Source organism: Massilia sp. CFBP 13721 (genome assembly GCF_014842025.1).
Lineage (GTDB): Bacteria > Pseudomonadota > Gammaproteobacteria > Burkholderiales > Burkholderiaceae_D > Telluria.
The window spans coordinates 203,835-215,443 of sequence record NZ_JACYUY010000007.1; the positions used below are offsets into that span (position 1 = coordinate 203,835).

Here is an 11,609-nt window from a genome sequence, read left to right on the forward strand (position 1 = left end):
TGCAAATAAAAAAATTATAAGAAGAGCGTCTCCATTCACCACCCGATTATTTTCATCCATTTTTAAATGAGATGAAAATAGCCTGAAGGATGGTGAATTTAGACAATTGGAATTGATAGCCAATTGTCCAGCGCTTTATCCATATTCAAAAGCAGTAGAGGAGACAAACATGATCAAGTTTAACACCACGCCCAAAGACGATGCGATGTGCGGCTGGTATCACACCGCCCCCGCACGCCAGGCCAAGCCGGCACACAGCGGCGAGAAAACGGCGCGCTGGGCAGTCGTGGGCGCCGGATTCACCGGCCTGGCCGCTGCGCGCCAATTGGCTTTGCATTATCCGGACGATGAAATCGTGCTGGTCGACGCCCAGGAAGTCGGCTTCGGCACCTCGGGCCGCAATGCCGGCTTCGCCATCGACCTGCCGCACGATATCGGCGCCGACGACTATATCGGCGACATTGCCATCGCCCGCAGCACCCTCAAGCTCAACCGGCTCGGGCAGACCATTCTCCATGGCCTGGTCGAACAGCACGCGATCGATTGCCACATGCGCCCCAGCGGCAAATACCAGGCCGCCGTCGAGCCGCGCGGCATTGCCGTGCTCGACGCCTACCGGCGCGGCCTGGACAAGCTGGGCGAACCGTATGAGGTCATTGACGGCAAGGATTTGCCCGAACACATCGGCACGTCGTTCTACCGCCAAGGGCTGTTCACGCCGGGCACCATGCTGCTCCAGCCCTCCGCCCTGGTCAAGGGCCTGGCCGACAGCCTGTCGGCCAACGTCACGCTGTACGAAAACACGGCGATCACCACGGTGGACTACGGCGACAAGGTGACCCTCGGCCACGCCCGCGGCCGCATCGTTACCGACAAGCTGGTATTGGCGAATAACGCCTTTGGCGCCCGCTTCGGCTTCCTGAAGCAAACGGTGCTGCCGATGTATCTCTACGCCAGCCTGTCGCGCCCGCTCACCGAAGCCGAACAGGCGCAGCTGGGCGGCAAGCCGTTCTGGGGCGTGATCCCCGCCGACCCCTTCGGCAGTACGGTGCGCCGTACCCACGACAACCGCATCCTGGTGCGCAACAGCTTCAGCTTCAACCCGGACCAGCAATCGAAGCCGTATTGCCTGGAACGCTTTGCGCGCAAGCACCGCCTGTCCTTCCAGCGGCGCTTCCCGATGCTGCCGGACGTCGGCTTCGACTACACCTGGAGCGGCTCGCTGGCGCTTACCCAGAACCACAACGGCTTCTTCGGCCAGCTGGCGCCGAACGTGTATGGCGCGCTGTTCTGCAACGGCCTGGGCATCACCCGCGGCACGGTCACCGGCACCTTGCTGGCAGACATGATTGCCGGCGAACGCCATGAATTGATCGATTTTCTGTTGTCCAGTTCCGGCCCCAACCGGCTGCCTCCGGAACCCTTCCTGTCCGCCGGCGTGAATGCCACGCTCTGGTGGGGGCAGCGCAAGGCCGGCCAGGAAAGCTGATGTTGATTATCCAAACCAAGCAGTAAACCGTCTGCGCGCCACCAGCCATTATAAATAATTAAGAGCTTGTCGAATTACACCCGTGATTCGAAAAGACTTTTGGGGCATGCGGAATCATTCATATAACAGGAGACATCTGCCATGACGAACAACGATATACCAGTTAATAATAGTCCGCGCATATACATCGAAGACGTGCCACTCAATGGATTCCACCAATTGATGACCTTGCGCGCGGGCGGCGGATGGATTCTCGATGGTTATATCCTGAGTATTATCGGCGTCGCCATCGTGCAGTTTTCCGATTATCTGAAATTCGACTCGTTCTGGCAGGGCATGGTGGCCGCGTCGGCCATGCTGGGCACTTTCTGCAGCGGTTTCCTCGGTGGCTGGCTGACCGACAAGGTCGGACGGCGGCGCCTGTTTTTCGTCGGTCCCATCCTGTTCATTGCCGGTTCGGTCGGCTCGCTCTGGGTCGAGTCCGGCATGGCCTTGTTCATCCTGCGCTTCCTGGTCGGCATGGGCGTCGGCCTCGAATACCCGGTGGCCGGTTCGCTGCTGACCGAATTCCTGCCGCAAAAGAACCGGGGGCCGCGCCTGGCCGGACTGACCATCCTGTGGTTCATCGGCGCCGCGCTGTCTTACATGGTCGGCAATTTCATCCTGGCGCGCGGTGGCGACGATGCCTGGCGCCTGGTGCTGGCCAGTTCCGCGGTGCTCGGCGTGCTGCTGTTGCTGGTCCGTCTGGGAACGCCCGAATCCCCGCGCTGGCTGGTGAGCAAGGGGCGCCATGCCGAGGCCGACCGCGTCATCAAGAAGGTGTATGGTCCCACGTTTTCGATCGCCAACCTGCCGCCGCAGGGTGCGGACAAGAAGGTGTCGCTGGGTGACTTGCTGCACTCCCGGTACGGCAAGCGCATGCTGTTCGTGATCGTGTTCTGGACCGCCGCCGTGGTGCCGATGTTCGCCGTGTATTCCTTCGCGCCGGTCGTCTTGCAGGCGTTGAACCTGAAGGGCAACTGGGCCGCCTACGGCTCGGTGCTCATTACCCTGCTGTTCGTGGTCGGCTGCGTGATCGCCACCCGCCTGATCGACACCATGGGCCGCCGCCCGCTCGTCATCCACAGCTTCCTGTGGTCGAGCCTGGCGCTGCTGGGCCTGGGCGCCTTTTCGAACGGTTCGGAGATTCCGGTGCTGCTGATGTTCGGCGCCTATGCGCTCTTCATCGGCGGCGCCCAGGTGCTGGAACTGGTCTACCCGAACGAACTGTTCCCGACCGAGATCCGCGCCTTCGCCGTCGGCATCGGCTCGTCGATGACCCGCGTCGGTTCCGCCATCGGCACCTGGCTGGTGCCGGTGTCCCTCCTCAACATCGGCATCGGCAACACCATGTACGCCGCCGCCGCGGTGTCGATCGTCGGCCTGGTCGCCTCGATCCTGCTGGCGCCCGAAACGCGCGGCATGAGCCTGGAACAGGCGGCCTCGCTCAAGCGCTAATTCATCTTCAATCCACATCAGAGAGATCATCATGACATTCGAAGGCATCTATACCCCCGCGATCACGCCCCTCGACGCCAACGGCGCCATCGACAAGGCGGCATTCGCCGACGTGCTGGAATACCTGATCGAGCAAGGCATCCACGGCATCATCATCGCGGGTTCGACCGGCGAGTATTACGCCCACACCACGCAGGAACGTATCGAACTTGCCAGCTATGCCAAGCAGGTGATCGGCACCCGTTCGCAGCTTATCGTCGGCACCGGCGCAGTCCGTACCGAAGAATCAGTGGAGTACGCAAAACTGGCGCGAGAGATCCGGGCCGACGCCATCCTGGTGGGTACGCCGCCCTACGCGCTGCCGACCGAGCAGGAAAATGCGGCGCACGCGCTGGCGATCGATCAGGCTGCCGGCCTGCCGGTCATGCTGTACAACTATCCGGGCCGCATGGGCATGTCGATGGGCCGCGAATTCTTCCGCATCGTCACGGCGGCGTCCGACAACTTCGTCGCGATCAAGGAAAGCTCGGGATCGACCGCGCAACTGCACATGCTGGCGCGCGAATTCCCCGGCATTGGTCTCTCGTGCGGCTGGGACGACATGGCCCTCGAATTCTTCGCCTGGGGCGCGCGCAGCTGGGTCTGCGCCGGCTCGAATTTCCTGCCGCGCGAGCACGTCGCCCTGTACCAGGCCTGCGCCATCGACAAGGATTTCGACAAGGGCCGCCGCATCATGGCGGCCATGCTGCCGCTGATGGATTATCTCGAAGGCGGCAAGTTCGTGCAGTCGATCAAGCACGGCTGCGCGCTGGCTGGCCTGCGTCCGGGCGGCGTGCGCCTGCCGCTGCAGGGTCTCGATGAAACCGAGGGCGCGACATTGCAGGCCGTCGTCGCCCAGCTCAAGGCCGACGTGGCCGCCATCGTCGGAGGGACCGCCTGATGGCCGCCGAACTCTTAAGCGCTGCCGCATACGCGGCCCTCGCCGACAACATCGCACTGCCGACTCAGGCCTTTGTCGATGGCGCCTTCCGCCCCGCCTTGTCGGGCGAGACTTTCGCGACCACCAATCCGGCCACCGGCAAGGTACTGGCGCAGATCGCCGCTTGCGGCCCTGAAGACGTGGACGTGGCCGTCACCCGCGCCAAGGCGGCCTTCGAAGATGGCCGCTGGAGCGATCTGGCCCCAAGCGCGCGCAAGCAGACCTTGCTGCGCTTTGCCGACCTGCTCGAGCAGCACGCGCACGAATTGGCGGTCATGGAAAGCCTCGACAGCGGCAAGCCGATCCGCGAATGCCAGCTCACCGACGTGCCCGAAACGATCCACACCATCCGCTGGCATGCGGAACTGATCGACAAGATCTACGACGCCACGGCGCCGGTCGGCTCCAACGCGCTGGCGCTGGTCGTGCGCGAACCGATCGGCGTGGTCGGCCTGGTCCTGCCGTGGAATTTTCCGCTCTTGATGCTGGCCTGGAAGATCGGCCCATCGCTGGCGGCGGGCTGCTCGATCGTCGTCAAGCCGGCTAAGGAAACCACCTTGACCGCGCTGCGCGTGGCCGAACTGGCGGACCAGGCCGGCGTGCCCGCCGGCGTGTTCAACGTGTTGCCGGGCGGCGGACGCGAAGTGGGCGAGCCGCTGGGCCGCCACCGCGACGTCGCCATGGTCAGTTTTACCGGCTCGACCGCCACCGGCCGCCTGTTCCTGCACTACGCGGCCGAGTCCAACCTCAAGCGCGTGGTGCTCGAATGCGGCGGCAAGAACCCGGCCGTGGTGCTGGACGACGTGGAGGACCTCGACACGGTGGCCCGGCACCTGGTCGCCGGCGCGTTCTGGAACATGGGCCAGAACTGTTCGGCCTCGTCGCGCCTGATCGTCCACGAGCGCATCAAGGCGTCCCTGCTGGAACGCGTCGGCGCGGCCATGCGCGAATGGAAGATGGGCAATCCACTCGACCCGGACAACCGCCTCGGCGCCATGGTCAGCAAGGCCCATTTCGACAAGGTGCGTTCCTACCTCGATCAGGCCGCGGCGGAAAAGCTGACGGTGGCCTTTGGCGGCGCGACCGAGGAGGGCGTCTACGTACAGCCGACCGTGGTCGACGGCGTCGGGCAGGGCAGCGTCCTGTTCCAGGAAGAGATCTTCGGCCCGGTGCTGTCGGTGACGACCTTCACCGATGTCGACGAAGCCATCGCCCTGGCCAACGATTCGGTGTATGGTCTGGCCGCCTCGGTGTACACGGACGACCTGCGCAGCGCCATCAAAGTGGCGCGCGCGATCCGCGCCGGCGTGGTCACGGTGAACTGCTTCGGCGAAGGCGACGTCACGACGCCGTTCGGCGGCTACAAGGAGTCCGGCTTCGGCGGCCGCGACAAATCCCAGTGGGCGCACGACCAGTACACCGAGATCAAGACCATCTGGATCGACGCAACCTGATTGACTGAACTGACCGAACCATGAAAAACACGAACAAGGCGACCATGATCGGCCTGGTGGCCGTCCTGCTGTGGAGCTCGATCGTCGGCCTGATCCGCAGCGTCAGCGACCACCTGAGCCCGACCGGTGGGGCCGCCATGATGTACAGCGTGGCCTCGGTCTTCCTGCTGCTGTCGGTCGGCCACGTCAGGCTGCGCGACTTCCCGCGCCGCTACTTGGCCTGGGGCAGCCTGCTGTTCGTGACCTACGAACTGTGCCTGTCGCTCTCGATCGGCTACGCCCATAGCGCGCGCCAGGCCATCGAGGTGGGCATGGTGAATTACCTGTGGCCCACCTTCACCATCGTCGCGGCGATCCTGTTCAACCGCCAGAAGACCAACCTGCTGATCGTGCCGGGCTTCCTGCTGTCGATCGTCGGCATCTGCTGGGTGCTGGGCGGCGAACAGGGCTTCGACCTGGCCGGCATGCTGGACAACGTGCGCGACAACCCGCTCAGCTATGGCCTGGCCTTTGCGGGGGCGCTGATCTGGGCGGCGTATTGCACGGTGACGGCGCGCATCGCCGGCGGCAAGAACGGCGTGACGCTGTTCTTCATCCTGGTATCGGCCAGTTTGTGGATCAAGTACCTGCTCGAGGGCGGGGGCGCCATGGACTTCAGCTTCGATGCCATCGTCTACCTGCTGCTGGCCGCCGGCGCCATGGGTTTTGGTTACGGCGCCTGGAACGTCGGCATCTTGCACGGCAACGTCGCGATCCTGGCCGGTGCCTCGTATTTCATCCCGGTCTTTTCCGCGGCGCTGTCGGCGCTGCTGCTGCGCGCCCCGCTTTCGCTGGCCTTCTGGCAGGGCGCCGCCATGGTGAGCGGCGGCGCCATCCTGTGCTGGCTGGCGACGCGCGCAAAGCGCGCCGAGCGCGTCGCCGCCTAGCGTTTAGCTGCCCCTCGTCCCGGTCCTGAAGCCCGCCATCCAGAGAGGGCCGGGGCCACCCACGCCTGTGCGCGTGGGGCACCACAATGGAGACAACATGAGAACCACGAACCAGCGGCGTTCGCTCGCCCGGACATTTGCCTTGGCATGCGCGCTGGCCCCGGCCGCGGCCTGGGGGCAGGGCGGCGTCAAGGTGTCGGGATTCATCGACGCCGGCATCTACCGTGACATCGACCAGGCCTGGAAGGTCGGCCCCATCCAGCGCAGCAATCTCGCCTTCAGCGGGGGCGAGGACCTGGGCGGCGGCGTTGCCTTCACCTTCAGGCTGAGCACGCGTTTCGAGACCGACACCGGCACCCTCGAAGAATCGAATAAACCGTTATGGCACGACGAGGCTACGGTCGGCCTGACCGGCGCATTCGGTTCGATCCAGGTGGGCCGGCGCATGGATGCGCTGTACGCCAACGACTGGATCTTCGACCCCTGGAACTACTACGACCGCATCGCCTCGCCGGGCTGGGACCTGTGGCGCCGCAATTTCGCCTCCGACCCGACCGCCAACCGTGGCGGCACGCCGGACTGGGGACGCCTCAACAACGGCATCTTCTACGATTCGCCCGACCTGGCCGGATTCACCCTGCACCTGAGCGGCTCGCCCGAATCCGCGCCGGGGGACCGCAACAAGGCCTTGATGACGGCGCTGCGCTACCAGCACGCCAACGGCGCCGCCATGATCGCGCGCGGCCGCAACAGTGCCGGCGATACGGTCAGTTTCGTCGGACTCAAGCTGATCCGGTCGGCATGGAGCGTGATGGGCGGGTATGACCTGAGCAAGTCCGGCGCGTCGACCGCCAGGGCGCTGACGCTGGGCGCCAGCGTCAATGTTGGCCCGATGACGTACCGGGCGGGCGTCGGCCGCGTCGACGTCGATGGCGTCAGGGAGGAAAAGATGCTGGGGCTGGGCGTCAAGCGGGCGCTGTCCAAACGGACGAGCGTGTATGCCGACTTCGCGCGCAAGGTGTATCCGGCGCGTGCGGCGTCGACGTATGGCGTGGGTATGGTGCACACGTTCTGACGGCCAGGGTCGGCTTCGGGTCGATTTCGGCTGGTCGTGACAGTGTGTGATTTTTCTGGCCTGGCAAGATGCTATGCTGGGTCCGACGGTCGGGTTCGGCCAGGAGAACAGAACAAGGAGCGCCGCATGCGCGCAAGATCGAAACTGTTTACGGCTGTCCTGGCGAGTGCCCTGTCATGCGCAGCCGTTGCAAACGACGATCTCGCCTACGAAAACTGGTTGATCCGCGTCGGCGACTACAAAACGCTCGCCCATTCCTGGCGTGGCGAAGCCATGTCGGGCGATGCGGAAAAGCAGGAGCGCCTGGCCGATTTGCTCCTCGGTCCGCATGCGCGCGCAGCGAAAGCCCAGCCCTACGAAGGTATTCAATTGTTGTTTCGGGCAGCGATCAGTGGACGGCGTACGGCCATGCAGCGTCTTGGCGCTGCACTGGACAAGGGCGCATCTGGACTCGCCAAGCGTCCTGACGCAGCGCGATGCTGGTCACGTGCCCCCACAAGTTTCGAAGCGCGCCTCGCTTGCGTCGAGCTGACCGATTTCGACGATGCCCGGGCGCGTATTCCCTGCACCGAGCTGGCGGTCATGGAAGCCAGGGAGCGTCCGGCTACCCGTGATGGCGCCGCCATGGCACAGCTCTGCCTGGCGAACAAGACGCCCGCGATCCTGGTGTTCGGGCTGCCGCCAAGCCGGCAGGACCTGAAGCGCGTCAGCGAATACACGCGGCACGGTATCGAATGGTCGATCACCGGGGACGTCTACGTTGAAGCGTTCGAGATGTTTCGGGAAAGGTTCAATCGGACCACCGTGGCGGCGCTCGAAGCAAGGCATGGACGCGGCTATCTGGACAGGCTGTCGAAGGAAATCGAGGCACGCGTGGCGCGCGACTAGGTGAAGACGGCTGTTCTCCGTTGAGCCATGAGCCGATTTCGGCCGGTCGTAGCAGTGAGCGATTTTCGGCCTGGCGCGATGCGATGCCTAGTCAGGGACGAGAACGGCGAGTCACAACAAGCAGCAACTGGATCAGGGGCGGATGTTCCGAGATCCATCACATTATCTATAGCGAAGGCGAAATGGATCATTTGGATGCAATTTATCAGAATGCTGTTGACCAAGAGGTTGACCGTCTTGCTCGCCTTTCTCCTTGCGAATTAATGCAACTTAAGTCCGACAGCTGGATAGTAAATACAGAGCAGGGCCCCATTGCACTGGCTTGCTTAATCTTCGATGCCGGTGACCTTCGACGCATCGCGGTCATGGCCGAGCGTCCTGTTCTGCTCAGCCTCGCTAAAAGAAGATTCGCAGGCGCGGCCTTGCCCGAGCGCGGCTGCACGCTGCTGGAAGCGAGCATCCGCAGCGGCGCCGATGCGGGCGCCACGGTCCGCATGCGCGTCATTCCCGCCGGCGTCAACAAGGTGCTGGGCGCCCTGGATGGGCGCGGCAAGATACTCGAACAATCGAGCAAGGGCGAAGACCTGGCCGAACCCATCGAGGATGCCGCACGCAAGCTGGCCATGCTGAGCGGTTACCGCGACCAGCTGCAAACGCTGGCGCGCCAGCGCGCGCTCGATGCGGACGCGCTGATCAAGCTGCATCGCGAGCTGGCCGAGGTGCAAAGCGAAATCGACAACGCGGCGACATCGCAGGCGCAGCTGCGCAGGCGGGTGGATACCGAACTGCTGACGGTGGCCGTCCACGAACACGCCAAGGCGGGGCGCAGCAGGGAGGTCAGGGCGGCGTTGGAGGACTTCGGAGACGATCTCCTGAAAGGCGTAGCGGTGCTGATTACCTTCGTCGCCTCGACAATCCCCTTCGCGCTGGCTGGCAGCGTCGGCTATTTCGCATGGCGCCGGCTGCGTAGAGGCCATCGCGGCGGCGCGATAGCACCGGATAAACGCTGACCCTGGCATGCCGATTTTGCCCGCGATGTATCCAGCGCGAGGGTAGGCGATGGCGTAATCATGATGCATACGTCCTGCTGGTCCCTGCCGATAACGCTTGGCTGTTCAGGTCACCCGGCGCCATACTAGATATTTTTCAAATTGCAATAGAAGGCGACCATGCTGGCTTTTGATCGGATCAGGTACATCGCGTTGACGACACTTCTTGCCCTGACTGCCTGTGGTGGCGGTGGTGGTGGAGGTGGTGGTAACGGCGGCGGCGGCGGGGGTGGCGGTTCGGCACCGCCTCCGCCGGCCGGCGCGACGATGACCCTGTCAACAGTGAACTTTTACGCGCTGCCGGACCAGGTCCTGCCCGCCAGCGACGCCGTCCTGGCGGCCGGCCAGTTTGCGGTCGAGCTGGTCCAGCAGTTCCAGGCCCGTGGCGCTGCCCTGACCCGGACGACCAGCTGTCCCGGCGGGGGCCAACTCGTCGTGACCCTCGCCGACAACGACGGCAACGGCACTGCCGGCGCCGGCGACCGTATCAGCGCGCAGGCAAGCAACTGCCAGGAAGGACCGTTCAACGATATCGTCAGCGGCAAGCTGAGCGTCGACCTTCCGGCAGGCACGCTCGTCAGCGGCGACAAGCTCTCCGCCCTGGTCCAGCTCGACGACGGTTTCAGCCTGGCGCGCCAGCCGATCAGCCTGGGCGGCTCCTTCACGATCGGCTGGGAGCGGTCGGTCGTCGCCCAGACCTGGCGCGTGAGCGCAAGCAGCAAGGATGACCTGAAGGTCATGCCGCCGAACGGCAGCGCCACCTTCCTGCGCGCACCGGTGCTGACCAAGAGCGTCGATTACGCGGCGGCGCGCGGCCAGGTCGCACTGGCGATGCGCTACGAGGCCGGCGCCAACGTTGTGCTGGTCTCGACACCGGTCCCGTTGTCCGCATACCTGAACCGTATTGCCGAGACGGGGATGGTCGAGTTTTTGGGCGCAAACGGCAAGGTGGTGGTAACGACCGCGCGTACGTCGGGAACCACGGTGGCGAATATCGATCTGCTGCTCGGAAACGCGACGACCGCGGCCCAGCGCATCAGCAATCCGTGGTCCATATTCGCCCGCGGCTTCCTGTGGTGGGATGGCCAGCGGCGCGACAGGTCCACGCTGCAGCCGGTGTTCGATCCGGTGGACTATCTCGACCATACCTTCATCCACTACCTCGTCACGCCGGATCCGGCCCGGGTCACCTTGCCGGATGCCGTGTTCCGCGTGCAGTTCACCCGGCCGCCCGTCCTCCCGCAGCTCGTCTACCGCTTCGCCGACATGACGCCGGGCGAACCGCCGGCCCTGCCGAGCATCGGCGCCAGCGCCGAGATGCGCGGTGCGTTGCTATTGCTGCGTCCAGAGCGCGCCCTGGGGCACGGGCGCACCTACGTCATCCAGGCGTCGCGCGACGGCACGACCTGGACTGGACCGGGCACGCTGGCGCCGGACATCGTGGTCGCGGATGTCCAGGGCCACGAGTTCAAGTTCTACAACGGCGCGCTTGGCAACTTCCAGACTCCCGGCAGCCTGCTGGCGTCGATCGACAGCGACATGCGGCCGCAACTGACAACGGCGGCTGACCTGCTGCATTTGTCCAGCAAAGTCAAACTCGAGAACGGACGCAGCATCACCGGCTACCGCTGGACCCAGGTGAGCGGCACGCCCTTGCGGTTCGGCGCCACCGATACGGCAGCGACGACGGTACAGTGGGGCGCATCCCGGCCAGGCGGCATCGAAGCGGCCGTCGTCGAGCTGCAGGTGACGGATTCGACCGGCGACACCGAAGCGGCGCGCATGAGCATCGTGTCGGTCGACGGCGCCAGCCTGCCGGTCTTCCTGTTCCTCAAGCGCGAAGGCGGCCTGGCCTATCGATTCCCGGCTGCCACTTACTTCCATACTCCTGCGAACGATCCGTTCCTGACGACCCTGTACGAGCCGGGCAAATACACCTTCAGGACCGTGGCGCTCACGCCCAGCATCGGCGCCCACCTGGTTCTGTCCACGCAGGGTGGCGCGCCGCTGGCGCCGGGCCATTACGAACAGCCGGGCGCCATCGCGCTGTACAACCTGTATGCAATGCCCTGCACGACACATGCCGGCTATTACGACGTGCGCGAAGTCGCCTATGCCCCGGACGGCACGTTCACGCGCCTGGCGGTCGACTTCAAGCATGTCTGCGGCGGCGCCACGCCGGTGTACGGCAGCTACCGGGTAAACAGCACGGTGCCGGTGGCCAACTGACACTGCCAGCACCGGCATCTGCG

9 protein-coding genes are annotated in these 11,609 nt (G+C 64.5%); all 9 read left to right on the forward strand.

Annotated features, from left to right (window positions below; translation table 11 throughout):
- Positions 1 to 169: 169 nt before the first annotated feature.
- The 9 genes from IFT60_RS09370 to IFT60_RS09410 all read left to right on the forward strand — a co-directional run bounded on the left by IFT60_RS09370 (position 170) and on the right by IFT60_RS09410 (position 11,586).
- Entirely contained in the window at positions 170 to 1,489 is a 1,320-nt protein-coding gene (locus IFT60_RS09370) for an NAD(P)/FAD-dependent oxidoreductase (RefSeq protein ID WP_192051681.1), read from the forward strand.
- 222 nt (positions 1,490 to 1,711) lie between these two features.
- Positions 1,712 to 2,986 carry an MFS transporter gene (locus IFT60_RS09375; protein WP_229510762.1) on the forward strand — a complete coding sequence of 425 codons (1,275 nt, stop codon included), beginning with the start codon at positions 1,712 to 1,714 and terminating at the stop codon, positions 2,984 to 2,986.
- A gap of 31 nt (positions 2,987 to 3,017) precedes the next feature.
- Positions 3,018 to 3,926, forward strand: coding sequence for a dihydrodipicolinate synthase family protein (locus IFT60_RS09380; protein WP_192051683.1), 909 nt, complete (start codon positions 3,018 to 3,020; stop codon positions 3,924 to 3,926).
- The gene (locus IFT60_RS09385) at positions 3,926 to 5,419 is read left to right on the forward strand and encodes an aldehyde dehydrogenase (protein WP_192051684.1); all 1,494 of its coding nucleotides are present in this window, start codon (positions 3,926 to 3,928) and stop codon (positions 5,417 to 5,419) included. Before IFT60_RS09380 ends, IFT60_RS09385 begins: the two co-directional genes overlap by 1 nt.
- 20 nt (positions 5,420 to 5,439) lie before the next feature.
- A complete protein-coding gene (gene yddG, locus IFT60_RS09390) occupies positions 5,440 to 6,345 on the forward strand; it encodes an aromatic amino acid DMT transporter YddG (protein WP_192051685.1) in 906 nt (301 codons plus the stop codon).
- 97 nt (positions 6,346 to 6,442) lie between these two features.
- A complete protein-coding gene (locus tag IFT60_RS09395; protein ID WP_192051686.1) occupies positions 6,443 to 7,420 on the forward strand; it encodes a porin in 978 nt (325 codons plus the stop codon).
- A gap of 126 nt (positions 7,421 to 7,546) precedes the next feature.
- Positions 7,547 to 8,308 (forward strand): hypothetical protein, encoded by a 762-nt coding sequence (locus IFT60_RS09400; protein WP_192051687.1) that lies wholly within the window; start codon positions 7,547 to 7,549, stop codon positions 8,306 to 8,308.
- Between the two features lie 365 nt (positions 8,309 to 8,673).
- The gene (locus IFT60_RS09405; RefSeq protein ID WP_192051688.1) at positions 8,674 to 9,318 is read left to right on the forward strand and encodes a DUF4349 domain-containing protein; all 645 of its coding nucleotides are present in this window, start codon (positions 8,674 to 8,676) and stop codon (positions 9,316 to 9,318) included.
- Between the two features lie 306 nt (positions 9,319 to 9,624).
- Positions 9,625 to 11,586, forward strand: coding sequence for a hypothetical protein (locus IFT60_RS09410; protein ID WP_192051689.1), 1,962 nt, complete (start codon positions 9,625 to 9,627; stop codon positions 11,584 to 11,586).
- Positions 11,587 to 11,609: the final 23 nt, after the last annotated feature.

Bases quoted from the DNA above. Each gene is read 5' to 3' on its own strand.
- IFT60_RS09370 (WP_192051681.1), top strand. From the start codon at position 170: ATGATCAAGTTTAACACCACGCCCAAAGACGATGCGATGTGCGGCTGG.
- IFT60_RS09375 (WP_229510762.1), top strand. From the start codon at position 1,712: ATGACCTTGCGCGCGGGCGGCGGATGGATTCTCGATGGTTATATCCTG.
- IFT60_RS09380 (WP_192051683.1), top strand. From the start codon at position 3,018: ATGACATTCGAAGGCATCTATACCCCCGCGATCACGCCCCTCGACGCC.
- IFT60_RS09385 (WP_192051684.1), top strand. From the start codon at position 3,926: ATGGCCGCCGAACTCTTAAGCGCTGCCGCATACGCGGCCCTCGCCGAC.
- yddG (WP_192051685.1), top strand. From the start codon at position 5,440: ATGAAAAACACGAACAAGGCGACCATGATCGGCCTGGTGGCCGTCCTG.
- IFT60_RS09395 (WP_192051686.1), top strand. From the start codon at position 6,443: ATGAGAACCACGAACCAGCGGCGTTCGCTCGCCCGGACATTTGCCTTG.
- IFT60_RS09400 (WP_192051687.1), top strand. From the start codon at position 7,547: ATGCGCGCAAGATCGAAACTGTTTACGGCTGTCCTGGCGAGTGCCCTG.
- IFT60_RS09405 (WP_192051688.1), top strand. From the start codon at position 8,674: ATGGCCGAGCGTCCTGTTCTGCTCAGCCTCGCTAAAAGAAGATTCGCA.
- IFT60_RS09410 (WP_192051689.1), top strand. From the start codon at position 9,625: ATGACCCTGTCAACAGTGAACTTTTACGCGCTGCCGGACCAGGTCCTG.